This window comes from Bacillus sp. AFS031507 (assembly GCF_002584635.1).
GTDB lineage: Bacteria > Bacillota > Bacilli > Bacillales > Cytobacillaceae > Neobacillus.
Window position 1 is genome coordinate 273582 of sequence record NZ_NUOW01000025.1, and the last position, 25421, is coordinate 299002.

At 36.9% G+C, this 25421-nt stretch carries 24 protein-coding genes and 2 pseudogenes; 18 read left to right on the forward strand and 8 right to left on the reverse strand.

All coding sequences use genetic code 11. The features are described 5' to 3' along the window. Positions 1–5: 5 nt before the first annotated feature. The 4 genes and pseudogenes from COE25_RS22670 to COE25_RS22685 all read left to right on the forward strand — a co-directional run bounded on the left by COE25_RS22670 (position 6) and on the right by COE25_RS22685 (position 2532). Positions 6–458, forward strand: a complete 453-nt coding sequence (locus COE25_RS22670; RefSeq protein ID WP_088087829.1) for a MarR family winged helix-turn-helix transcriptional regulator — start codon at positions 6–8, stop codon at positions 456–458. A 149-nt stretch (positions 459–607) separates the two neighbouring features. After that, positions 608–760 carry a hypothetical protein gene (locus tag COE25_RS31795; protein WP_257208930.1) on the forward strand — a complete coding sequence of 51 codons (153 nt, stop codon included), beginning with the start codon at positions 608–610 and terminating at the stop codon, positions 758–760. Between the two features lie 167 nt (positions 761–927). Then, positions 928–1121: pseudogene (locus COE25_RS32350) on the forward strand (universal stress protein); the annotation flags it as partial. Positions 1122–1371: 250 nt separating this feature from the next. After that, positions 1372–2532: a DUF4317 domain-containing protein gene (locus COE25_RS22685; RefSeq protein WP_098934227.1), complete on the forward strand. Its 1161-nt coding sequence runs from the start codon at positions 1372–1374 to the stop codon at positions 2530–2532. A gap of 581 nt (positions 2533–3113) precedes the next feature. Here COE25_RS22685 and COE25_RS22690 read toward each other — a convergent pair. Continuing rightward, complete coding sequence (locus tag COE25_RS22690; protein WP_088087825.1) at positions 3114–4082, reverse strand: NAD(P)-dependent alcohol dehydrogenase; 969 nt, start codon at positions 4080–4082, stop codon at positions 3114–3116. 206 nt (positions 4083–4288) lie between these two features. Then, entirely contained in the window at positions 4289–4897 is a 609-nt protein-coding gene (locus COE25_RS22695; protein WP_098934228.1) for a LysE/ArgO family amino acid transporter, read from the reverse strand. A gap of 127 nt (positions 4898–5024) precedes the next feature. Here COE25_RS22695 and pdxR (COE25_RS22700) point away from each other — a divergent pair, with 127 nt between their 5' ends. The 4 genes and pseudogenes from pdxR (COE25_RS22700) to COE25_RS22715 all read left to right on the forward strand — a co-directional run bounded on the left by pdxR (COE25_RS22700) (position 5025) and on the right by COE25_RS22715 (position 9011). After that, the gene (pdxR, locus tag COE25_RS22700; protein ID WP_373605367.1) at positions 5025–6476 is read left to right on the forward strand and encodes a MocR-like pyridoxine biosynthesis transcription factor PdxR; all 1452 of its coding nucleotides are present in this window, start codon (positions 5025–5027) and stop codon (positions 6474–6476) included. A gap of 254 nt (positions 6477–6730) precedes the next feature. After that, positions 6731–6790, forward strand: a pseudogene (locus tag COE25_RS32355) (YjcZ family sporulation protein); the annotation flags it as partial. 82 nt (positions 6791–6872) lie between these two features. Further along, a complete protein-coding gene (locus COE25_RS22710; RefSeq protein ID WP_180247571.1) occupies positions 6873–8099 on the forward strand; it encodes a glycosyltransferase family 2 protein in 1227 nt (408 codons plus the stop codon). Between the two features lie 435 nt (positions 8100–8534). Next, complete coding sequence (locus tag COE25_RS22715; protein ID WP_088087821.1) at positions 8535–9011, forward strand: hypothetical protein; 477 nt, start codon at positions 8535–8537, stop codon at positions 9009–9011. Between the two features lie 331 nt (positions 9012–9342). On the opposite strand, the gene pdxR (COE25_RS22720) is transcribed toward COE25_RS22715, so the two are convergent. Further along, the gene (gene pdxR, locus COE25_RS22720) at positions 9343–10821 is read right to left on the reverse strand and encodes a MocR-like pyridoxine biosynthesis transcription factor PdxR (RefSeq protein WP_098934230.1); all 1479 of its coding nucleotides are present in this window, start codon (positions 10819–10821) and stop codon (positions 9343–9345) included. Between the two features lie 109 nt (positions 10822–10930). Here pdxR (COE25_RS22720) and COE25_RS22725 point away from each other — a divergent pair, with 109 nt between their 5' ends. Together COE25_RS22725 and COE25_RS22730 are read left to right on the forward strand one after the other, a co-directional pair. Further along, positions 10931–11713: a PhzF family phenazine biosynthesis protein gene (locus COE25_RS22725; protein ID WP_098934231.1), complete on the forward strand. Its 783-nt coding sequence runs from the start codon at positions 10931–10933 to the stop codon at positions 11711–11713. Between the two features lie 153 nt (positions 11714–11866). Continuing rightward, complete coding sequence (locus tag COE25_RS22730) at positions 11867–13138, forward strand: MFS transporter (protein WP_098934232.1); 1272 nt, start codon at positions 11867–11869, stop codon at positions 13136–13138. Between the two features lie 58 nt (positions 13139–13196). Here COE25_RS22730 and COE25_RS22735 read toward each other — a convergent pair whose 3' ends face one another. Further along, on the reverse strand, positions 13197–14639 hold the full coding sequence (locus tag COE25_RS22735; protein ID WP_098934233.1) for a flavin monoamine oxidase family protein: 1443 nt from the start codon (positions 14637–14639) through the stop codon (positions 13197–13199). 353 nt (positions 14640–14992) lie between these two features. Between COE25_RS22735 and COE25_RS22740 the strand changes: the two genes are divergently transcribed. After that, the gene (locus tag COE25_RS22740; protein WP_098934234.1) at positions 14993–16282 is read left to right on the forward strand and encodes an AAA family ATPase; all 1290 of its coding nucleotides are present in this window, start codon (positions 14993–14995) and stop codon (positions 16280–16282) included. A 48-nt stretch (positions 16283–16330) separates the two neighbouring features. Continuing rightward, positions 16331–16990, forward strand: coding sequence for a DUF429 domain-containing protein (locus tag COE25_RS22745; protein ID WP_098934235.1), 660 nt, complete (start codon positions 16331–16333; stop codon positions 16988–16990). Positions 16991–17867: 877 nt separating this feature from the next. Here COE25_RS22745 and phaC read toward each other — a convergent pair. The 3 genes from phaC to COE25_RS22760 form a co-directional block, all read right to left on the reverse strand. After that, positions 17868–18941: a class III poly(R)-hydroxyalkanoic acid synthase subunit PhaC gene (gene phaC / locus COE25_RS22750; RefSeq protein WP_098934236.1), complete on the reverse strand. Its 1074-nt coding sequence runs from the start codon at positions 18939–18941 to the stop codon at positions 17868–17870. Between the two features lie 80 nt (positions 18942–19021). After that, positions 19022–19765 (reverse strand): 3-oxoacyl-ACP reductase, encoded by a 744-nt coding sequence (locus tag COE25_RS22755; protein WP_098934237.1) that lies wholly within the window; start codon positions 19763–19765, stop codon positions 19022–19024. An 88-nt stretch (positions 19766–19853) separates the two neighbouring features. Continuing rightward, the gene (locus COE25_RS22760) at positions 19854–20255 is read right to left on the reverse strand and encodes a polyhydroxyalkanoic acid synthase subunit PhaR (RefSeq protein WP_098934238.1); all 402 of its coding nucleotides are present in this window, start codon (positions 20253–20255) and stop codon (positions 19854–19856) included. 322 nt (positions 20256–20577) lie between these two features. Between COE25_RS22760 and fabG the strand changes: the two genes are divergently transcribed. The 3 genes from fabG (at position 20578) to COE25_RS22775 (ending at position 23306) form a co-directional block, all read left to right on the forward strand. Continuing rightward, complete coding sequence (gene fabG, locus COE25_RS22765) at positions 20578–21312, forward strand: 3-oxoacyl-ACP reductase FabG (protein ID WP_098934239.1); 735 nt, start codon at positions 20578–20580, stop codon at positions 21310–21312. 461 nt (positions 21313–21773) lie between these two features. Then, positions 21774–22964 carry an acetyl-CoA C-acetyltransferase gene (locus COE25_RS22770; protein ID WP_098934240.1) on the forward strand — a complete coding sequence of 397 codons (1191 nt, stop codon included), beginning with the start codon at positions 21774–21776 and terminating at the stop codon, positions 22962–22964. A 135-nt stretch (positions 22965–23099) separates the two neighbouring features. Beyond that, complete coding sequence (locus COE25_RS22775) at positions 23100–23306, forward strand: hypothetical protein (RefSeq protein WP_098934241.1); 207 nt, start codon at positions 23100–23102, stop codon at positions 23304–23306. Positions 23307–23423: 117 nt separating this feature from the next. Here COE25_RS22775 and COE25_RS22780 read toward each other — a convergent pair whose 3' ends face one another. Further along, positions 23424–23741: a hypothetical protein gene (locus tag COE25_RS22780; RefSeq protein ID WP_098934242.1), complete on the reverse strand. Its 318-nt coding sequence runs from the start codon at positions 23739–23741 to the stop codon at positions 23424–23426. A gap of 233 nt (positions 23742–23974) precedes the next feature. Between COE25_RS22780 and COE25_RS22785 the strand changes: the two genes are divergently transcribed. From COE25_RS22785 to COE25_RS22795, 3 genes are all read left to right on the forward strand, one after another. Continuing rightward, positions 23975–24268 (forward strand): antibiotic biosynthesis monooxygenase family protein, encoded by a 294-nt coding sequence (locus COE25_RS22785; RefSeq protein WP_098934243.1) that lies wholly within the window; start codon positions 23975–23977, stop codon positions 24266–24268. Positions 24269–24414: 146 nt separating this feature from the next. Further along, a complete protein-coding gene (locus tag COE25_RS22790) occupies positions 24415–24762 on the forward strand; it encodes an avidin-fold protein (RefSeq protein WP_180247576.1) in 348 nt (115 codons plus the stop codon). A 22-nt stretch (positions 24763–24784) separates the two neighbouring features. Continuing rightward, positions 24785–25288 (forward strand): GNAT family N-acetyltransferase, encoded by a 504-nt coding sequence (locus COE25_RS22795; RefSeq protein WP_098934244.1) that lies wholly within the window; start codon positions 24785–24787, stop codon positions 25286–25288. Positions 25289–25421: the final 133 nt, after the last annotated feature.

The following is a 25421-nucleotide window of genomic DNA, read 5'->3' on the forward strand; positions in this document are numbered from 1 at the left end:
GGATTATGATTGGAGTGAATCATTTGATTTCAAACGCTGAATTACAAAATTTAGATCTTATCGACTTATTAAGTGAGCGTCATAGTTTGGTCCGAAGTATCTCAGAGAAAGCTTGGAACGATCAAAGTGAGATTTATATTTCAAATTCTGAATGGTATATCATGGCTAGGATTTATAAAAAACAGCCTAGCATTTCGTATGTTACAAAAAATGTAGAAATTTCACGTCAGGCGATACATAAGTTTATCCAAAAGCTTTCTGAAAAAGGATTAGTTGAAATCAACAATGTAGAAAACAACAAGAAAGAAAAGTGTATCCAGTTAACAGATTTAGGAGAAGAATGCTACGAAAAAAACGCGGCCCTTAAAGCCCAACTTGAGAATAAAATTGCAGAAAAAATAGGGACTGAACAAGTAAGTATTCTAAAAGGTATATTAAAGTTAGATTGGAAGATATAAAAAATAGCAAAAAACCCCCGCTTTGTTAATCTAATTAAATGATTTACTCCTTTTTTGATGGAAATTACCTTAAAATTCTTGAAATATGGAAAACTTTATTGATATAGTAATAAAAAGACCGGTCCGTATGAAGGAGTTTTTCAACAGAAATGGATACAAAACTACATATAATCAACATTGCGACTACGCTTTTCCAGCAAAAAGGATATAAAGGTGTAGGCTTAACCGAAATTTTAAAAGCATTGATATTTCAAAAGGTTCGTTTTATCATCACTTTCCAAATGGAAAAGAAGAATTACTAATTGCTTGCCTTCAGTCCATAAAGGAAGTGATTACTGCGGATATTGATAACACTTTCAAACGGTTTCCAACTACTCAAGAAGCCACACAGGCGATGATTGATAAATTAGTAGTTGACTTTGAACGCGAAGGTACGATTGCTGGTTCTACGTTTACGAGTATTGTTAGTGAAATGGGATCAAAAGTGATCATTACTGGAGATATTGCAAAGGTAGTTAAGGCAGATTTAATTATGTGTGGCGCTACAGGGTTAAATGCTGTTGAACGATTCTTGACTGGTTCTGTTCTGAAGCAATTGTACGATCAGCTAAATGTGATGTTTTAGTAATCCGCAGACCTAGTTTACATGCTGTTATAGGGTAAATATACTTCAAACATCAACGGGCGAATAGATTATTATAACGTAATTAACATCAATCCAATGTTTTTTAAGATACTTTTGATTAAAATATTTAATAGCTGCTAATGTCAGTTAACCATTCGTAAAAGCGAGCATTTACGAATGGTTTATTTATTTTTAGCAAAAATTGAAAAATAGAACAGGTAGGAGATGGTAAAGAGTATTCCTATTTTCCTGTCTGAACAGTATAATCATGAAGGGGAGCTGATACATATGAATAAAAAAGATATCGCTGATATCCGTAAGCAATTTAAATTCGACAATGATCTCATGAAAATTCGAGAAATCTTCAATGTTTATGTTCAGAAAGAAACAGGTGAGATTTACCATCATGTCAGTCAACCGTTTCAAATGTTAGAACTAGAAGCACAAGAATTGTTTTTGGCCAACTTTAAAAAGGTTTTGACTGGTTATCTCGATGCCAAACTGTTTGAACTGAAATTTATCCGGGATGTAGAAGACAGTACACAACATATCCTCTTCGATGGATTACGAGCTGATTCAACAGAAGATTGGAAAGAAAACATGCTGCAAATTGTCGGAAAAATGTTTGCTCATACGGTTTATGAGTTTGATACGATGGTGACATTTATTCGAGGAGAATATCGAAAGGTTACCAGGAAACGAGACCTAGAATCCGAAGAAGGTGGGAATGATGAAGTTTATTCCAACGAGTTTATCCTCTGCAGTCTCAATAAAACGGATCAGCCGAAAAAAGCCTTGCTGTTTGATTATATCGAGAAAGAATTCAAATCGAATAACGTCTTTGATCCAATTATCAATCTAGCGTCTCCGTTGTCAGGCTTTCTGTTCCCTGCTTTTAATGACAATTCTGCAGATGTAAACCATATTCTTTATTGTGCAGGAAAAGCGAATCAACCAGATGGGACATTTATTGAAGTGGTCCTCAATTGCGAAGAGATCATTACTGCCCAGGAAGATAAGGACAGCTTCGAACAGATCTTAAAAAAAGTAATAGGAGACCAAGTGGATTCCAAGGTCATTTCGAATGTCTATGAGGAAATCGATAAAATGGTGCAGGAAAATGAAGAAAGCGAAGAAAGTGAAGCTCCTACATTGGATTATCGGGACATCGAACGCATCTTAACAGTAAGCGGGGTTGAAAATGTCGAGACTGCCCAAGTGGAACATGCCTTCAAAGCTGTCGTTGATGACGAAAAACATGAATTCAAAGCAAGCAGTTTAGTTCCTAAATCCATAAAAATCAATACGAAAGTGGCAGATGTATCCATCAGCCCGAAAGAGCTGAAAAATGTAAAATATATTATGTACCAAGGAAAACGGTGCCTATTATTGGAGATTGATGAAGATGTGGTCGTGGAAGGATTTCGACTAGAATCGGAGACGCTCTAATCCGTTTCAGGGACAGATAACGAACTTTCCTTTGATAGTTATAACAAACATAGAGAGAACGCAAACTTTAGTTAGGTCTAAATGTGCGTTCTCTTTATAATTAAAGATGATTTTTGATTATTCTTATAACAAATACAATTCAGTTAATAAAAGACCGAGGTTATTGATAAAAGCGATTTATATAGCCCGCTTGGTTTAATAATTTTAGGAGATGGGTAATAAGAAGTATTTATAAAGCCCGTCTGCGCTAATAAATCATTGAAACGGTCCATAAGAAGGGTTCATAAAGCCCGTCTGCGCTGAAAATCATTGAAACGGTCCATAAGAAGGGTTCATAAAGCCCATCTGCGCTGAAAAATCATTGAAACGGTCCATAAGAAGGGTTCGTAAAGCCCGTCTGCGCTGAAAATCATTGAAACGGTCCATAAGAAGGGTTCATAAAGCCCATCTGCGCTGATAAAATCACTGAAGCGGTCATAATGAACGTATATACGAGTCGGGTTGCTAACTGAACCACAAAGCCTTAAATTATCTAACAAATTGACTTCTTTCTACTACTTTATTATTCTTTTAAAGATGATTCACATAGTAATGACAACTTTTCCCTGAGCATGACCTTCTTCAAAATACCTGAAAGCTTCGGGCACTTCACTCAACTTATAACGTTTATCAATAACGGGTTTTACTTTACCGGCTTCAAGCAGTTCTTTAATATATATCAGATCTTTTTGGTTTGACCTTTGTAAAAAAGTACCCATTTTCTTACTTCCGGTCATTGAAATCCAAGGCCCAAGGACCATTGCTTGAAACATTTGTGCTCCGGAACCCCCGACGTGAACAAAAATTCCATTGGGACTTAATGTACGCTTATAGTCTGAAAGTGGTTTATGTCCGTTCACCCCAAGAATAAGATCATAACTCTGCATTTTTTGAGAAAAATCTTCCTTTGAATAATCAATGGCATGGTCAGCTCCAAGCGATTGCAAAATATCTAAATTTCTCGTACTGCACACCCCAGTTACCTCAGCCCCGAAGGATTTGGCAATCTGTACGGCGAAAGTTCCCACACCACCAGAGGCACCATTAATCAATACCTTCTGTCCCGACTGGATCTTGCCTTTATCACGGAGGCCCTGTAACGCAGTGACTCCCGCCATAGGTACAGCTGCAGCTTCCTCAAATGAAAGATTGGCTGGTTTCAAGGCTAATACATTTTCGGGAACAGAAACATATTCGGCAAAACCACCCCAACCACATCCAGATAGGTCTCCGAATACCTCATCGCCTGGTTGAAACTGTGTAACATCTTTGCCAACTGCTTCAACCATACCTGCTATGTCGCCTCCAGGTATAGGGTATTTTGGTTTCAGAAGACCAAAAGCAAACCGTGCTAAGAACGGTTCACCCTTCAAAAGGACTATGTTACCATAATTCACCGATGCTGCATGAATTTTCACAAGTACTTGATTGTCCTCTGGGATAGGCTTTTCCACCTCTGTTAATTCAAGCACATCAGGTGGACCATATTTGTTAGAAACGATAGCCTTCATAATTAACCTCCTAATTGCCTTCGAATTTCTCCATTTAATCCATTAAACTGATAAATCTTTCTAAAGACCCTCAAATTAAAAGATATTCTAGTTAAAGATATTCAGACTGGAATTAGTAAAAAAATTAAAAACGAAGATTTTCATGGACTTGTCCTTGTAAGGAGGGGGTCGCTTGTTGGAGAGCTGTCTAATGGCCAGAAATTATTTTATAAAAGTGAAGAACTAATATAAACAGCTGTACCCCACATGACGATAGCAGAAATTTTATTTAGGACCACTAGGTAATTACCTGATTTGTCTATTTTTCCGAGCATTCTTCCTGTTATGCCCAATCCTGCAAACCATACCCACGAAACGAATATACATGCCACAGCAAATGCTACTTTCTCAAAGCCTATGTATTTTAAGGAACTTGTTCCGATTACACCAACGGTATCTAAAATGGCATGTGGGTTTAGTAATGACACTGACATAGCAAAAGATATTTGTTTTTTGTATGAAAAAGCTAATCCTACTTCCTGTACATTTTGAGGCTTAGACCTCCATACAACAAAACCCATGTAGAGTAAAAATAAACTACCAATTATATAAAGAACTATTTTTATCCAATAAGAACCAAGTACAACGACTGACACTCCTAAGACCGCTATTGAAATAAGCAAAGTATCACAAATAGCTGCGGTAATAATGACTGGCAGTGCTCTCACGAATTTGGGCTGACTTGCACCTTGATTAAAGACAAAAACATTTTGTACCCCTAAAGGTAGGATTAAACCTAATGCTAAGATCATGCCGTGTAAAATTGCTTCTAACATTTTTCTCCCCCTGATATGTAATAACTGCATTGTATTAGATTTGATTACACTCGTCTCCAACCAATTGGATGGAATATTACCCAACCAATCATTTATAATTAATATAAAAATGATAGGGGAGTTCCTTTTGATAGAAAAAGACTGGATCCTAAACAAATCCTCCTTGATTCCACTCCATCAACAAATCTATGAGTTTATGAAAAGAAAAATAATAAACGGTGAATGGACGGTTGGAACTAAAATTCCTACGCAAAGAGGTTTAGCAAAGAAATTCAATGTGAATCGGAGTACCATTGTTTATGCACTTGATGAGTTATCAGCTGATGGGTTAATCGAATCAAAAGTTGGAAAAGGGACATTTGTGGTCAATAATACGTGGAGTTTACTTGCTTCACCCCCGCCACCTGATTGGAACAGCTACGTTAAGTCGGGATCTTACCAACCCAATAACAAAACAATTCAAGAAATTAATAGAGCAGAAATTAATCCAAAAGTAATACGCCTTGGAACGGGAGAACTTTCACCAGAGTTGCTGCCTGTCAAAGAAATGGAACAAATGTTCAAGAGGCATTCTCCCCATACGATTTCGTTAGGATACTCGGAGCCAAAAGGAAGTCTCTATTTAAGAGAAATGATAAGCAATTATTTAAAAACGAAGAAAATAGAAGTTTCTCCAACATCGATAATGATTGTTTCAGGAGGACTACAGGCATTGCAATTGATTTCATTAGGTTTATTGTACCGTGATTCAACAATTTTTCTTGAAACTCCTTCATATCTAAATTCAGTGCATGTATTTCAATCAGCAGGAATGAACTTACTTGGAATTCCCATGGATGATGAAGGGATTAGACCCGAGTCGATTAAGAGGTTAAAAAAGCAGCATAATGGTGCATTACTTTACACCATCCCAACTTTCCATAATCCCACGGGTATTTTAATGTCAGCTAATAGAAGAAAGGAATTGTTGGATATTTGTAAGAATGAAAAGCTGCCAATTATTGAGGATGATGTATACGGAGATTTATGGTTTGAGAACCCGCCACCGAATCCATTAAAATCAATTGATGGTCAAGGACTTATCTTATACATAGGGAGTATGTCTAAAACTCTGAGTCCTGGCTTACGAATTGGTTGGATCGTTGGACCCGAACCAGTGATAGATCGGTTAGCCGATATAAAAATGCAAACTGATTATGGCTCAAGTTCTTTATCTCAATTCATCGTCGCAGAGTGGCTATCAAGTGGTTTATATGATGAACATATAAAGAAGATAAGGACAAAACTAAAATTCCGTAGAGATTTCACCCTTGAAATACTAAATACACATTTTAAGCAATTAGCCACATGGAATATCCCACAGGGTGGTTTTTATATTTGGCTGCAAATCAAAAAACAAATTTCAATTAGAAAATTATTTGAAAAAGCACTAAACGAGGGGATTTTACTAAACCCAGGAAATATTTACGACAGTAATAATCACTTTCATCTTCGTTTGTCCTATGCCTATGCATCACTTCACGAATTAAATAAGGGGCTAATAAGACTTTCAGAACTGATTAAAGAAATTTCCTATTAGGCTAATGGGTGCTTGAATTCAAAAAGGGTTGCTGCGGCGATCCTTTTTCTTATTCGAAGGTGGCAGGTTACTTGAATAAGCAAAATATCTTTGAAATGTGGAGCAAGCTAATAGCATTTTTAAATATTAAGATTATGTAAATATATGTAAATTTTTGTCCTTGTCCAATTCGATTTTTAATGTTCTGACATACGATGTTCTATCAAATAATTAAGGTGGTGATCTATTATGTCAGATGGTTATGGCGTTAATTTTTTGCTTTATTCGTGGTGCTTTTCATCCTTTTAATTATTGTCGGTATATCTTTTCGTTAAATACTAGTTTTAAATAAAACAAATTAAGCCGAACTTTATAATTGTTCGAGCTATAGGCTCTCAAGGAGGAATGAGTAAACACATGGAAATTGAAGTCACAATCATCATGCCTTCATATAACCGCTATCCCCTTAATCTGCTTAGCCTTTATGCATTGGAGAAACAGTGCTTTGATTTATCCAAAATGGAAGTGATATTGATTGATGACGCCTCTACCGACCAGACCCCAAAAATTAAGGAATATTGCCCTCCCTACCATTTTCAATATATTCGCAATAGCACCAATGTTGGTGTTGCTGCTTCAAGAAATATTGGACTTAGGCATGCGAGGGGAGAGATTATTATCATTTTGGATGCAGAAACCATCGTTTCCCCTAACTATGTTACCCTTAACCGCCAGCATCATCTAACTCACGAGAAATCCGTTGTTATTGCAGGAAGCAAGCGGGGGCGCATTTATACTTTTTTATCCCCGGATTTTACTAATAATCAAATCAACGCGATTTATAAGTGGAGCGAAAAAAATTCTCTCTTCAACCAACGCCTTAAAGAGGTGGTATCGCAAGAACAGACACTTAGTAGCTTAACGACTCATATTAGGCATTTACAAGAGCCCCAACAAGTGGTTAATAGAGAGGATATTGACGATATAAAAAATTTATACTCGATGGTAAAATACAGAAGTTATGCTCATCATTTATTAAAATACCTTAGGGAACATTTTTATAGCAGCCCATTGCGTTGGATGGCTTGCTTAGGTTTTCTTTCTATTAAAAGAAGTTTTATGGAGCAAGTCGGCGGCTATGAAGAGAATTTCAAAGGATGGGGACCCGAGGATGCTGAGCTTGCTTATAGATTATATAAGGCCAATGCTAATTTTATTATCGAAGATGATTTAGAAACGTTTCATCAAGAACATCCGCCTTCGAAAACGAAGGAGGAAGATATGAACTTAAATCGTCTGTTGTTTCAACTAAAGCACCCGGTTCTTGATGTATCCATTAGAGCCCTGCACTCTATTCATCCGACGGATTATGGACTCATGGAAAAGATTATATTAGAACATCAATCCCTTACTGCAAGCTTTCCCGATGAGTTTCATGAATTTAACAAAGCAATCATAACATTACTTCATCAAATTCGTATAAATATTGCTGAAAACCGTCCCCCTGTTAACCTAGTTCAAAATACCGGGTTCGGCGACGACTCGATTGCAATGGAACGTATCCTGATCGAGAGAGATCACATACAATCCTGTGGTAAATACAATCATCTTGTATGGTTATTCGATAAACTGAGTACGATCTAAAGATGAGTGGAGCAGGTCTTTCAGCTAGGGGAAGAAGCAATTTTACTGAGCAATCTGGTGCCGACCAGGATAGGTTGACTACACATAAATGTTGGTCTTTCTATTTCAGTCTGCCAACCTCTCCAAGTATTTCATGCTTCCATTCTAGGAGGCTTTTTCTTATTGTGGGTAATTTATCTGGAAACTTGAATAAGACATATAAAGGTAGGTAAAACAAATTGTTAAATGTTTTTTGCTTACTTCGTATGTGACATGCGCCCATTTCATACATATGAACTATAGGGATTTCAGTTTAATCATGTGTTTTTCATAACGATAATTAACACTAACCCTAGAAAAGTCTAATGGTAATTTCCATTCATCAGTTTGACGCACCTGCTGTAAGTAAACCTAAGCATTTGAGGAGAGGTAAATGAAAAACAGGAGGGGCTGAGAATGAAATTCACAATACAGTATATACCACTGAACAAAATCAAACCTGATTTATCGGTGAAAATTACAGAGCACATCAAAAAACTGCAGAGATTAATGTGGGACTGCATGTTTGTTTTGGTTGTCAAAAAAAATCGGAAGGATGACAATTACATCATTGTTAGCGGGCAAGATCGATTTGAATCCCTTAAAAAACACACTAAAAATATTTATGCGCCATGTATAGTCGATAAAAGTAGAAGTTCAAACGGAATGATATCATGGCTTCAGCGTTTCCGAAACAAACAACCCCTAGATGACTTTCCGTTAATGCCGACTAGCTGGTCAATCGTACGCTCCTTTTTGAAACAAGAACCCCGTTTTAAACATCTCTCCCGATCCGAACAGATAAGAGTGCTACTTATAGCAGTTCGGTACAAAAAAACCGTGATTTATTCCATGAAAACGACAGTAAATGAAATTCTAAGAAGTAAAAAGTAATTCAACCTTCTTTTATAAAAGACTATGTTAAAGCTTTTTGTTGATATTGGCACCCTGTTGACCTTCGTTCCAGGCGCCGAAGACTCCTGCGGGAGGACGGGGCAGGGGAGACCCGCAGGAGCGCAGCGACGAGGAGGCAGGCGGTTAGTACCCGCGAACCGCACGCGCCTGGAGCGGAAATCAACAGGCAAGTTTAACAGAGTTTTATAAAAAACAAAAGGCCCAGTTGAAAAAAGAAATTTAAGGACAGCCCGATTTTACTTCAGGATTGAAGTGTAAGCAGGCTGTCCTTAAATTATTTACTTCCAAAGCCTTTTACACCTGATTTGTATCAAAAATATGGTGAGCAGTCATGGACTGTTTTTGATCTAATTTGGGAATGAAGAATATTACATAATGTTGTAACCCCTTGTTGTAATAATTGCTCGTTCATATAAGAGTAACTCACTCGTAGGTGATGATTTTCTTGCTCAACCGGATAACACGCTGATCCGGGCAAGAAGGTTAGTTGCTGTTTTTTTGCTTCTATTAGAACATGATTACTATCTAACCAAGAAGGTAAACTGATCCATAGATTTAATCCCCCCTCTGGAATTACCCATGATACGCCATCAGGCATATGTTGTGAAAGTAATTCAAGAACCAAATCACGTCGAATCCTTAAAGCTGTTCTCAATTTTTTATTGTGATCCATCATTCTTTTAGAGTTGATAAACGGTAAAATGGATTTTTGGGTAAGTAAAGGACTTCCCAGGTCAGTATTTGCCTTGGCGGCCAATAAACGATTGAATACGGAGCCAGAAGCAGATAATATTCCAATTCTACAACCCGGCGCATGTGTTTTGCTTAAGCCTCTCAAGTAAATCACATGACCATTATGATCTATACTTTTAATAGGAGCCGGCGGCTTTTTACCAAAGTAAATCTCATTACATGGGTCGTCCTCAATAATAAGGCTCTGGATACTTTGTGCTATATCAAGAATTTGTCTGCGGCGTTTAGAAGTCATAACGGCACCAGTTGGGTTATGAAAAGTAGGAATCGTATAAATAATTTTCGGTTTATGTTTGTCACATAAATTTTGGAGGATATCTACGCGCATTCCGTCCTTATCAACAGGTACAGTGAGTATCGTAGCTCCTCTCCCTCGAAAAACATCAATCGCTCCTGGATAGGTAGGAGCTTCCATTACTACTACATCTCCCGGCCCCACAAATGTACGGGCAACAAGATCAATCCCTTGTTGTGAACCACTTGTAACTAAAATGTTCTCAGGTGTAGAAGGAACTCCTGAACTTTTCAAATACTCAGCCATTTCCTTTCTAAGATGTGTGTCTCCTTGAATCTCTCCGTATTGAGACAAAATTCTGGGGTTTTCCGAAAGCATTTGGTGAATTTCACGTTCTAAATATCGATTAGGGAGAAGTCCGGGATCAACCATAGAAGAGGAAAGGTTAATCTTTTCAGGGACAAGATGAAATCGGCCAAATTGTGATCTAGGTAAATAATCTTGAACAGATAGCTGCCAATCAAACGAAAAAATCTCTTCTTTTCTTTCCTCTACCGCTATTCTTTTCACTTTTACAAACGTTCCTTTTCCTTGGACAGATGTGATAAACCCATCTTGCTCCAATTGCTGGTAGGCCTTCACTGCTGTAACCAAACTAACTCCAAGTTGTTTCGATAAGATGCGCACAGAAGGTAATTGTAACCCTTCTTGCAATAGTCCTGAACGGATGCGATCCACAATCGATTGATATATTTGCTTTGATAGTGAAACATCAGCATTTCGTTGAATTTCGATTTGCATCATGAATATCCCCTTAGTGTTATACATCTGTATTGAGTGTTATATAGTGTTCAATATAAAATACCCATAAATAATTAATTTACATTATAACACTAGGAGGGAATTATCAATGAAATATTTTGTTATCGATGCCTTTGCAGAAAAAGTTTTTGAAGGAAATCCAGCGGGAGTATGTATTATGAAGAATTGGATTCCGGAGGAGATCATGCAGAAAATAGCGATTGAAAATAATCTATCGGAAACGGCATTTGCGGTAAAGGAAGAGAAAATGTATCAGCTTCGTTGGTTTACTCCCGGTGGGGAGATCAACCTATGCGGTCACGCAACGTTAGCTACTGCATACGTCATTATGAACTATATAGAAATGCAAGTGGATACCTTGCAATTTGAAACGATGAGTGGAGTGCTGACAGTAAACAAATTAGGGGAATTGTATGAAATGGATTTCCCAGCTGTTCCATCAGAAGAATTGCCTATCACGGAACAGATGATCGATGCTTTGGGAGTTAGGCCCGTAGAAACCTATTTAAATAGAGACTTAGTATTTGTATTAGAATCAGAAGAAGCTGTGAAAAATGCCAATCCTGACTTTTCAAAATTAGAAAAATTACCAGAAGGTCTTGGCGTCTGTATTACCGCAAAAGGAAGCGAATATGATTTTGTTTCTAGAGGATTTTTTCCAAAGTTAAAAATCAACGAGGATCCCGTTACTGGTTCTTTGCACTGCAGCTTGATTCCATTCTGGTCCGAAAGATTAGAAAAACGAGAGATGGTCGCAAAGCAGTTATCCAGTAGAGGCGGTACGCTATATTGTAAACATGAAGGTACACGAGTGAAGATGGCAGGAAAAGCAGCACTCTATTCGATCGCTGATTTACATATCGGATATTGACAATGAAAAAATTGAAATATAACGAAATGAATGAAGGAAAATGGATCAATTAAAAGCGGTATTTTATGCCGCTTTTCTACACATCATTCCAGTGTTGACAAGTGGGATCTATTAATTTATTCTGAATATTCACAACAACTGGAGGGTAAGGAATTGAGACGTATTCATTATAGTTGGTTTATTTTATTGATAACATTTTTTTCTATTATTGTAGCAGGAATTGTTCGCTCCTCATCAGGAGTGTTAATTGTCCCATTTGAAAATGCGTTCGGATGGGATCGTTCATTAATCTCCATTGCCTTTGCGATTAACCTTCTATTATACGGGATTTCTGGTCCTTTTATGGCTGCGCTGCTGGAGGAAATTGGATTAAAGAAAATGATGATTTTGGCTATGACAACGCTAATGGTCGGTGTTTTGCTCACCCTTTTTATGGTGAAACCATGGCAATTACTTTTAATTTGGGGATTGATTATCGGCTTAGGATCTGGGTTATTCTTAACGATATTAAGCCCATATGTTGCGAATCATTGGTTTGAAAAAAGAAGAGGACTTGCAGTTGGTATTTTGACCGCAAGTACAGCGACTGGACAATTAATCCTACTTCCGTTATTAGCTATTATTATAGAATCGTATTCGTGGAAATGGGCGATTGGTTTTATTCTTATCCTTAGCTTTATTATGTTGTTAATCATCCTATTATTTATGAAAAATTCACCAAAAGAAGTAGGACTCCTTCCATATGGACTTGAAGAAGAATCACCTGTGAAGCAAGTAGTCCAAAAGAATAACCCCATAATAATAGCCTTTCGCACTTTATTTGAAGCGGTAAAAGTGAAGGAATTTTGGTTATTATCAGGCAGCTTTTTTATATGCGGACTTTCGACTAGTGGATTAATCGGTACCCATTTCATCTCTTATTGTATAGGGTTTGGATTTACTGCTGTTACAGCGGCCTCTATGCTTTCATTTATGGGGATTTTCGATTTAATTGGAACCACTCTTTCTGGCTGGTTATCAGACCGTTTCGATAACCGTTGGTTGCTGTTTTGGTATTATAGTCTAAGAGGGGCTTCACTTGTATTTCTTCCTTTTGCACTAAATGAAGGTTCTATTACTCTACTTATTATTTTTTCTGTGTTTTATGGACTAGATTGGATTGCGACTGTACCGCCAACTATTAACATTTCAAGGCAAATCTTTGGAATTGAAAAAAGTGTAGTGGTATATGGCTGGATCTTTGCAGCCCACCAATTAGGTTCAGCTGTTGCCGCAGGTGGGGCCGGGATAATATATAAAATCTTCACCTCATATACATCGGCATTTGTACTTGCAGGAATGTTTTGTTTATTAGCAAGTCTGTTTGTAATAGTGATAAAAAAACAAAAAATAAAAGTTGAAGTGAGTCAATCTTATAAAGCCTAGATTGTTCATCTATTTTTTCAAAAGTGAGAGGCTGTCTAGCAGCCTTTTTTTACTAAGATTATTTTGGTAAGTCATTTACATCGTTTGCGACTCGTATTCCTGATTCAATTGCACCTTGTATCCAACCGTGGGTAAGTGAAGTATGTTCCCCAGCAAAGTGCACTCTTCCTTCAGGTATAGAAATATAAGGATATAGCTCCGAGTCCTGTCCAGGTTCAAAAGCAGTAAATGCTCCGCAAGAATATGGATTCTTACTCCAACTAAAAGAAGCCCCTGTAACGAATTCTGAATAAACCTGATACCCAAAAATTTCTGCCAAGTTCAGTAGAGCATATTGGATCAGCTCTCGTTCAGATAAGCTTTCCAATGTTAAAGCCTCATCTGCCCATGTATAGCTCGCGATAACTACCGCAGGTCCGGTTGTGCCAATACCATAACTTGGGTAATATGAAAATCGAATCGGCAAATCCGTTATTGATTTACCACCCAATTGACCTACTTTTTCCCAAAACCTACTTTTAAACTCGATCGCGATCTTTGAAGAGGCCATATAATTGAGTTCGCGAATCGCTATCCTTTTATAATAGGAAAAAGCCTCATATGGTTCGACTTTCACAAATCGTAAGGTTGAAAAAGGTATCGTTACAATCGCAAGATCACCGGTTATACTGAAACTCTCGTCGGTTTTTTGGTTTTTACAATGAATCGTTACACTGTTTTGAGATTGAGATATTTTCATCAACCTTTGGTTGAACTGAATATCCTCGTTCAATTGCGGCAGGAATGCTTTTGGCAATCGGTCCATGCCACCCGTTATTTCATAAAATTTCTTTGTTTCTGTTAAGATGATCAGTTCTCGTATGACTTCAACAAAGGTCATCCCCATATATGCTTCCAAATCAATAAGTACACCTATCATATCAATGGCACCGATTGAAAAATAATAGTTTAAGTAAGAACCAAAGGCTAGATTTCTATATTGTTTTTCTATTAGAGGCCAATTCTTTTTAGGATCTTTGTTAATAAAATTGATAATTGGTTGAATGACTGAAAACAAAAGTTCTTCCGACGATTTCCCGCTTTCATTTGGAGTAACTGGGAATTTTATAATGCTTGGATTTTTTTCATATACATTCAGACGTGTGTTGATGCCATTTGCGTATATGTGGTCATTAGGAGTCCGGTTAATAAATAGATTTGTAGGCAATTTGAATTTATTAATATATTCCAAGGTTAAATGATGTTTTTCGGGAATTCGCATGGGTCCGACATTGAAATATAAGTTATTGCTAAAGGGGGCCCTTATGGTGTAAACACGTCCTCCAACTCGATCATTGGCTTCCAGAATTGTGACTTTATGTCCCGCTTCCTTTAATAAAGAGGCAGCGACGAGTCCAGCCATGCCTGCACCGATTATAAGAATATGTCTAGGAACTTGTGATGTTTTTAGACCATCCCTAATAATTTTGAGCATTTGATGATCAGTTAGTTGAGAATTCATGTAATGTGGCATCCTCCCTTGCTTTTCCAAAAAATGACTTATTGCATTATATACAAATTTAAGGATGCATATGTGCTATTTTCCAGTTAGGTCATTACTCTTACAGTCGAGAACACCTGTGGCTTCGGCATAAGGAAAATCAATCCTTATTGTTTCCTATTCTAAAAGTATGTGCTGTAACAAATTTAGATTAGGAAGATGGTTTTATTAAAAGGGGGGAAATGGTACGTAGATAATAGTTATACAGGAAAAAAGTTGTATATAGTCTTATAAAGCAAACTAGGTTAACCTAATAGTGATAAAAATGCTATCATAATATACAAATGGAAATTACTAATGCTAAGGAGAACTAGATGAAAACTAATGTTCTGTTTGACACTAATAAAATCGATCGTAAGGCATTGCCGTATTATTATGACTATGCAAAAATTGTTTCTACACTTCAGGAGAAACTAATAGACGAAGTGGGAATCGATTTTCATATGTACTCGGATGAAGATACCTCAAATGAGATTTGGGATATCCTTGAGGAAGACTTAAAGGAGGAATCTCCCGAAGTACAATTAATTTGTCATGTTTATAAAGAAGGCGAGACCAAAACGATCTCATCTAACCATACCGATAAAGCGATGGAGCTCATTGTAAAACCACGGATCACCAACGGTCTTTTTTACTATCCGAATTATCAGGTTGCGCTGGCCAGATTGGTCATTTTTCAAAGTGACGGAGAAATGACCCGGGATTTCATTTTTGCCAAAAATGATGCTTGCTTAGTTACCTTTTTGAAATATGTTCTTAAAAGAAAAAGAGATTATATTAAAAACTATGTGACTGTTTTTACGGATACAGAAGATGGGGTAGAAACAGAGATTGATAGTATTACTACTTTGGTAAGAAGAGAAGATGTATTTTTAGAGGATTCCTTAAAGAGAGAAATTTATCGATCGATTGACGAATTTTTTTCGGAGAGCGGTCAGTTTTTCAAAACATATGATATTCCCTACAAACGCGGGATTCTTCTCTACGGAAAACCTGGGAATGGAAAGACCACTCTTGTGAAATCTATCGCCAGCAGCATTAATGCTCCGGTAGCGTATTGGCAGATCACTGAATTTACATCAAGCTATACGATTAAAGAGGTCTTTACGTCTGTATTAAAATTGACACCATTAGTGTTAGTCATTGAAGATATTGATTCCATGCCAGCAAGTGTCCGGTCCGTCTTCCTGAACATATTAGACGGTGCTACCTCGAAGGAAGGAATCTTCATCATCGGGACAACGAATTATCCGGAAAAAATAGATCCTGCCCTTATGAACCGCTCTGGCCGGTTTGACCGGGCATATGAGATCCATGTACCAACAAAAGAGCTTCGCTATCAGTATCTATTAAACAAGAATATTGCTCGAATTCTTTCAGAGGAAGAGATTCAGCAAGTAGTTGATTCAACAAAGGATTTCTCTTATGCACAGCTCAATGAATTGTATACATCGATTGCCCTTGAATGGCATTACGAACAGCAGGTTGATGTGAAGAGACTTTGTGCGGACTTAAAATCACTGCAGCAAAAACAACAAAAACAAGAATGGGACCAAGCTCTTGCCTCTGCATCGATCGGATTTTCTGGGTTTGGAGATGATTAATTTTGATGTATTAACTCTAGTAAAACCAAAAGAAAGAGAAGATTGCTGATGAGAGTAATAGGGATTGATTTGTCCGGTCCAAGTAATCATAAAGATACTGTTTTGACGGTATTTGAATTACAAAATGATCAATTAAATTTTATTAAGTTAATAAGCAATATTGGGGATCTGGACATTTTAAAAGAAATAGAGGCACAAAGTCACTTAGATGAAGTCGTTATCGGAATAGATGCCCCTTTATCTTATCAGGACGGCGGAGGAGATAGACTAGGTGATAAACTGCTGCGTCAGTTTATTGTTTCTATTGGGATGAAGCCTGGATCAATTATGCCGCCAACTTTAAATCGAATGGTTTATCTTACACTACGAGGAATAAAGCTTAGTAGAGAAATAGGGTATCTATCTTCTAGTTATCCGATTTCAATCGTGGAAGTGCATCCAGGTGCAGTGATTGGCTCAAGACTCTCTCAAGAAGAATTGGAGTATGTTTTGAGTTACAAACAAAGTCTATCAGCGAGAAGTTGGATTCGGAACTGGCTTGGTGAGCAAAAGTTAACTAAGCTTCCTGTTTTTATTGATGAGGAAAGTCATTTAATTGATGCCTGTGCAGCAGCATTAGGGGCCTGGCATTGGAAGGATCCATCCTTGCAGCCAAAGTGGTCAATTCCTGCGAATCCTCCACTGCATCCGTATGATTATTGTTGTTAATGGTTATTCTGCCACAGTACTGGATACTGTGGCGTTTTTTTATTTGTCTGTACAGCGAGAAAATTGAATGATGCCCGTTTAGTGGGGAAAATCAGTTAATCAGGAACTAGTGGAACCAGAAAGCGGCAAATCACTCAAAACAGCGGAGGTCGATTTAATGATATACGTCTTTCCCCTAATGGCACATAGGTATTGGATACTTCTTCCGGAGCAAGCATTTCGATTATCTACACCCTAGAACTTTCAACGGAAAGAGTAAATGAAGTGAGGGGAGGACCGCTTGCGAAAAACCTATTTTCCGGTATGGTCGCCCAATTAATCATCCATCGCCTACAGTGCAACAGCTTTTGAAAACCTGGGCTATTTTTCTCAGATTCGAACCACGGGTAGGGAAGGGGAGAACGACCGAAACAGAGCGATTTCGAATTGCTTTGCTACTCCCATAACATGGTCCCCAAGTTCAATTTCTCCGCTGAGAAGGACCTATAAGAATCAAGTCTAAAATAGATAAGTTCAACCATTCCTTTTTTTGAGTAGAAAACAATTTTCCTATTTTTACATGAATGATAAACTAGGAGGGATCTTCCAGTTTTAATTGATTTATTCTTTAGTTTAAATCCCGGCAATATTTTAATAGGAAGGAAAAAAACTCTATTAAGCCATATAAAAGTATTTGCTGAATTAATAGAATATTTTATTTATTTATCTCTTGTCAATTCTCTGAAAATTGCATATAATTAATTTTACCACTACTAATAACTTATTTTCCTCGCAGAAGTGTTTGCTACTAGATATAATAAAAAATGAGTGCCCCACGTGTTTCGGGACACTCTTCTAATGTTAAAGAAATTCCTCATTGATTAGACTTTCTCTATGATTAGTTGGATCGTTCTTCTAACCAGTCGCCAATGGTTGGATAAGTTATTTTTGTTGCTTGACTTCCAAAAGTAATGGAGGTATGCCCAACTGGTAAAACTTTAAATTGTTTATCTTCACTGGAAATCGCGTTCATCAATGCTTCAACTTGATGAGGTGGGGCAATGAGGTCGTTTACCCCAGCTAAGTTGAGCACATTTGCCTTGATATTTTCCAGTTTGACCTTTTGACCACGAATAACCATTTCACCTTTTATTAGTTTGTTTTTTTGATAAAAGTCTCTAATCCACTGACGGTAGGCTTCACCAGGGAATAAAATTCCGTCGTTTAACCATTTTCGCAGTAGTTTAAAGCTCTTTATGAAATTTTCATTGTCAGCACGCTCAACAAGACTAATAAATGGTCCAAAGTTGGTTCCCATTGGATTGATCATTTTGTTTCCAAAGTCAATCATTTCTGGTGGAATTACACCAAGGGTTTCTACCACTTTATCAATATTGAAGTATCGCTCATCTAGCATCGCACCATATGCGCCGCTATTTTCAAAATCAAAAGGACTAGTCATAAAGATGAGGTTACGGATTGGCAATTCAGGGTGTAATGCCGCAAATGCAGACGTGATCGTTCCACCCATGCAATAGCCAAGGATCGATACTTCCTCAACATTAGACCTTCTCATTACTTTACGAACGGCACGTGGTATATAGTCCATAATATAATCATCCAGTTTCATATGTCTATCTTCGTAACCTGGTGTACCCCAGTCAAGAAGGTAAACATCAAACCCACGTTCAACCAAAAATTCTATTAAGCTTCCACCCTTGGTTAGATCCAATATATAGGGTTTATTAATTAGAGCATAAACTAAAAGAAGTGGAGTTTTATGTTTTTTTGGGTGATCGGATATATACCGATAGAGCTTCGCTTTATTTCTAGTCCAAACTAATTCCTTCGGTGTAGGTGCTACTTCCGGTTCGGGATCGGTCGTTAACACTTGAGATGCCCTTGTTACACGTTGATACATCTCTTGATATTTTTGAGGTGCCAATTCAAGCACCTCGTTCCATTCTTTCATAAGAACGTTAATGACTATTCACTCCTTACATGATTTATTTACTCTTTTAATATATAAAGAAGTTTGTACATTCATGACACTTACATGTAAAGTCCACCGTTGATATTTAATTGTTGACCAGTAATATAGTCACCATCTTTACATAAGAAAACAACACCACGAGCGATTTCTTCTGGTTTGCCTAGGCGTTTTTGTGGTACTTTTTCAACGATTCCTGCAAGAACTTTTTCAGGAATGGCTTGGACCATCTCGGTTCCAATAAATCCTGGGCAAATCGCATTAACTGTTACTTTACTTCTAGCAAGTTCAAGAGCGAGAGATTTAGTGTATCCAATTAGTCCTGCTTTTGCTGCAGCATAGTTTGTTTGGCCAAACCCGCCTGCTTGCCCAATAATAGAAGAAATGTTGATGATGCGGCCTGCATCTGATTCAAGAAGATAAGGTAATGCTGCAGATGTATTGTTGAAAACACTGTTTAAATTAACATCAATTACTTTTTTCCAATCTTCTTCTTTCAATTTTTTGAACGTGCTGTCTCTTGTAATTCCTGCATTATTAATCAGGATATCTAATTTGCCATAATGGTTGATTGTTTCTTGTACAAGGTATGCTGCTTCATTACTTTCTGAAACATCTGCTTGAACTGCGTATGCTTCTCCGCCAAATTCATTTATTTCTGCGACTACTTTATCTGCTAGTTCTTTACGAATATTATAGTTAATAACAACTTTCGCGCCGTTTTTAGCCAGTTCCAATGCAATTGATGCACCGATTCCTCTGCTGCCGCCTGTTACGATTGCTACTTTATCTCTTAATTCTGTCATTGTTGTCCACCCCATCTATTGTAGTTGTAAAAATAATCCAGATAGTTTACTAAATTACTTGGTTTTACATGCATTATGTAATGCGTTTCTATTTCGCTTTTTCTGGTGTTTTTAACAAATTAATGATTTGATTCATTTTATTATCTAAATTCTTCATATCCTTTTTTAAATTCGACAATTCAACCTTAAATGACTCTTGGTCTTGGTTATCCAAATTCTCTTCCAATCTTTCTTCTAAATCATCTACTTTTGCATCGACATTAACAATCAGAGAAGAAAGATTGGCAATGTCATTTCGAGATGGTACATTCATAAATTCTAAATATTTTAACGTTGATTCATCAATCATTTTTTTTAATTGAAGATTCATCTCCAATACCTGTCCCATGCCTTGAGAAGGGAAATCATTGCTTACTTTCTCATCGAAAAACTTACTGGAGTGTGAATAAAGATCCTTCCACATATCATAAAAATTAAAGTCTGTGCTCATTTTTTTCCTCCTGCATTTGTTTTGTTGACCTATCCATCATACTAACTTCATCGAAATTTTAAAAGGAGAAAGATTAAAAATTATCAAAATACATTTCTTCATTTTTTGACAAATTTCTCACTTTCTTGCGAATTGTAAAGTAATTTAACAAGAGTGATAATTAGCGATAATCCATCATAATATGGGTAAAAATGGATTTAATTTTGTCCAAAGTCTAGTATCATTGCCACTTTTTTGTTTTGGAATTCTTTTCTCATTTGCCTAGGGATGATGATGAAAGTGCAGAGGTCTATTCTGAAAAGAAAAAACGAGGTGATATATTTTGGAATTTAATAAGAGGGTTGTGTTAATTACAGGTGGTGCACAGGGGATTGGAAAAGAAACGGCTAAGCAATTCCTCCAAGAGGGTGCAAGTGTCGTCATCTGTGATTATGATGAGTCGGCTGGTAAATCTGCATTAGAAGAATTGAATCATGAAAAAGTAGAATTTTATCAAGTCGATGTAACGGACACCAGCCAGATAGAAGAGATGGTTCAATCCACAATAGGTAAGCATGGCCAAATCGATATCTTAATTAACAATGCCGGAATTACACTTGATGGTTTTTTAACAAAGATGGAGGAATCGGATTGGGAAAGAGTCATTTCTGTCAATCTATCAGGTGTTTTTAAATGCACGAAGGCTGTAGCTCCTACTATGTTAAAACAGGGGTCGGGAGTTATTCTTAACGCATCTTCCGTCGTTGGTTTATATGGGAATATTGGTCAAACGAATTATGCTGCGACAAAGGCGGGAGTCATCGGACTGACGAAAAGCTGGGCGAAAGAATTTGGCCCTAAGGGGATCCGAGTCAATGCAGTAGCTCCAGGTTTCATTGAAACAGGTATGACTGCAGCGGTGCCAGATAAGGTACTTCAATTTATGAAGGAAAAGACTCCGCTTAGGAAGCTTGGCAAACCAGAAGATATTGCCGCAGCGTATGTATTTTTAGCTTCGGATAAGGCGAATTATATTAACGGAACCATCTTAAGTGTGGATGGCGGATTAGTTATTTAAAAAATATAGCTGCAAATTGAGGGAGAAAATAATGATTTTCTCTCTTTTTGGTTTATTATGGTAACCGCTATTACTAAATTACTATATTACAATATTTGGAGGTTCGGTCATATTCTTATCGTCGATTCATATGTTCAAATGACAAGTTAGTATAATCTCAAAAGTTTTTCTACAAAACATGTCAAATTGTTCTAAAGTTCAACAGAATTTTTTCGCCTGTTTTATTAATATTTTCAATTGATGTAATTACACCTTTTACTTTGATAAAAGTGGATTCTCTAGGCATTTTTTAAAGGGGATAAACGTTGAATATGTCGAGTTTAGTTCATAATTTTTTTTTAGCGTAATAAAAAAACTCTGAATTTGTCGAATAGTTTGTCATGAAAAATACCGCGAAATGTAGTAGAATTTGTGAGGAATTATTATTCGAATACATAAATCACTTTTTGGGGGAAATCAGAATGACTGTAAATGAAGTTGTAATCGTAAGTGCTGTAAGAACAGCAATTGGTACTTTTTTAGGAAGTTTAGAAAATGTTTCAGCTACACAGTTAGGGACTACTGTAATTAAAGCTGCCATTCAAAAAGCTGGAATTAATCCTAATGATGTAGATGAAGTGATCATGGGGAATGTTTTACAAGCAGGAGCGGGCCAAAATCCAGCAAGACAAGCTTCCCTCGCTGCAGGAATTCCTCAAGAGGTACCAGCAATGACAATTAATAAGGTCTGTGGATCAGGATTAAAGGCTGTTCACTTAGCAACACAAGCGATTCTTGCGGGTGAGTCAGAAGTAGTTATTGCAGGCGGAATGGAGAATATGAGTCAAGCTCCATATCTGTTAAAAGGCGGTCGTAATGGATTTAAAATGGGCGATCAGAAAATTTTAGACAGTATGATTAAAGACGGATTATGGTGTGCTGAAAATGACTATCATATGGGTATTACAGCTGAAAATCTTGCTGAGAAATATGAAATCACACGTGCTGAACAAGATGAATTTGCTGCATGGAGTCAGCAAAAGGCACAAGCAGCGATTGAATCCAATCGATTTGCTGATGAAATTGTCCCTGTTGAGGTACCTGGCCGCAAAGGACAAGTAACATTATTCAGCCAAGATGAGTTCCCACGGTTTGGAACGACAGCAGAAGGATTGGGTAAGCTTCGTCCTGCATTTAAAAAGGATGGATCCGTTACTGCTGCTAACGCTTCAGGAATTAACGATGGCGCGGCAGCATTTGTTGTTATGAGCCGTAAAAAGGCAGAGGAATTAGGCGTAACCCCTCTAGTAACCATTAAAGCGAATGCTTCTGCAGGTGTGGATCCGAGTATTATGGGAATTGGTCCTGTCCCTGCTGTTAAAAAAGCTCTAAAAACAGCGTCTTTATCTTTAGAAGACATTGAATTAATTGAAGCAAACGAAGCATTTGCTGCACAATCTATTGCAGTAGATCGCGAGCTTCAATTTAATAAAGAAAAGTTAAATGTAAATGGTGGTGCGATTGCACTTGGTCACCCAATCGGTGCTAGTGGGGCAAGAATTTTGGTGAGTTTAATTCATGAAATGAAGAAAAGAGAAAACCGCTATGGTTTAGCTACGTTATGTATCGGTGGAGGACAAGGTGTAGCAACCATTATCGAAAATGTTAAGTAAGAATGAATAAAAATTGTAAAAAATGTCTTGGAGGAAACTCCGAGGCATTTTTTTTCGAGGTAATTTTTACCTTAAATAAAAATAAAATGCATGGTGATGATATAGAAGTAATTTAAAACAAAAGGAGAGAAACTCATGCCACAAATTGATGTAAATCAACTAAACCAAGCAAAAGCATATGTAACACTAACCCAAGAATTGTTAACAAAAGCAATTGAAAAAGCAAATTCCGATCCTACTCTCGCCCAGGAAGCGATGAAACAGGCATCAAACGAAATTTCGTCTGCTTTAACGGCCGTAACACAAGTACAAAACACATCTAAAGCCCAATCCACAGAATGATAAAATAGTTTTACCAAATATTACTGTTTAAAATAGTTGACCCATGCAAGGCCAGATACCTGATAAATCAAAGAACACCCCATAGAAATGGGGCGTTCTTTGTCAATATGAACGAAATCATCTTTCGATTTCAATATGTTGAAAGCCATTTTTGGTGGCATACACTTCATACCATTTGTAATTTGGGGTTTTGAACCATTCGTACTGCGGCAAATAAACCAAATATCTTACATTGCCATCGGCATCAAACATTGTTTTAAATATTTTCACCGGTCCAATTCCAAATGTTTGATCTAAACAACCTTCCATGCCATCTCTGACAATATTTTTTTTATCTTCCTTTTCTTGCTTATGCAGCCTCAGCAGTCCATCAATAAAAAGACTCAATAAGATTAGAGTAATAGCAATTAAAACGAATATTAGTAAATTGAACAAAAGAACAACCTCCTAAACTTTTATGTATAGATTCCGATAAATAAATAGACATTGCTCCTTTTCTTTTAATAGATTCACTACGATTGTACATCCGATTGTTAAAAGAAGATGTGATGAAAAATACATATAAGCGACTTTCATAATAATTATTCGACTGTAATAAAGGAAAAAAATAGATTTATGTCGAATTTTTCACTAAACGGCAAAGGCAAATCTATTTAAGGGGGAATTAGATGATATTGGAAGCAGTTATGCTTAAGGTTAGACCAGGAATGGAAGAGGAATATGAGGAAGCATTTCGTCAGGCATCAGAAATCATTGCATCTATGAAAGGTTACATATCTCACGAACTACAACGTTGTATAGAAGTTAAAGGGAAATATTTGTTAATGGTAAAGTGGGAAACATTAGAAGATCATACAGTTGGGTTTAGGCAATCAAACGAGTACCAAGTATGGAAAAAACTGTTACATCGTTTTTATGACCCATTTCCAACTGTTGAACATTTTGAAAATATTCGACTTTGATAGGTGTTATTATTTTTGTTCATTCTTAATATCAATATAAACATTTCCTCCTGTTCCAACTACAGTATATGAGATATCAATAACAGAAAGATTTCTTTTTATTAACTCAGACATTAACCATTTTTCCTTACTAGGGAGGTAGAATGTTGATAAATTACAATGGACGAAAATTTGTTTCAGTCAAAAATACAGCTAACGGTGAGGTTTCATTAGAATCATTTTTTGAGTACCAACAAGAGGGAAACATACTTTCAGCTACATATTATGGAGGAGACATTGTAAAAGGATCACTTATTGGAATAGTTGAGGAAAATGGCAGTTTACAGTTTAGATATAACCATGTAAATACAAAGAACGAAATAAGAGGCGGACAATGTTTCTCTACTCCAGAAACTCTGCCAGATGGAAGAATTAGATTACATGAGAAGTGGAAATGGACAGATTCCGATCAAAGTGAAGGGGAATCTATTATTGAAGAAGTTAAATCAAAATAAATAATTTAATTCAGGTGGAACAATGGAAAATTCTATTATTATAGATAATATGCAAAATGAGGATTGGGATCAGGTTCGTGAAATCTACCAAGAAGGAATTGCGACTGGAAATGCAACATTTCAAAAAGAGCCTCCTACATGGGAAGATTGGGATATGGGGCATATCTTAGAGTGTCGTCTTGTCGCACGTTTAGATGGTAAAGTTCTAGGTTGGGCGGCGTTAAGCCCAGTTTCCAGCCGATGTGTTTATGCCGGTGTGGCTGAGGTTAGTATTTATGTTGGACAAAATAGTATGGGAAAGGGTATTGGTAGTAAACTATTAAAATCTTTAATTGAAATTAGTGAACAGTACGGGTACTGGACATTACAATCTGGGATTTTTCCTGAAAATATATCCAGTCTCAAATTACATCTTAAGTTTGGGTTTCGGAAAGTTGGAAGGCGAGATCGTATTGGAAAAATGGATGGCGTATGGCGTGATACGGTATTGTTAGAAAGAAGAAGTCATTCAGTTGGAATTAATTAAGATTGTTTAAGAGCAAGTGCGATGCATTAAAAAGCATCGCACTTTCCTTGTTCTACTATAAGGGTAGGTTGAGGAAATAGAGATTTCTAAATAATTAAAAAATTTTTATAAAATATTTCAAATTCACCATATA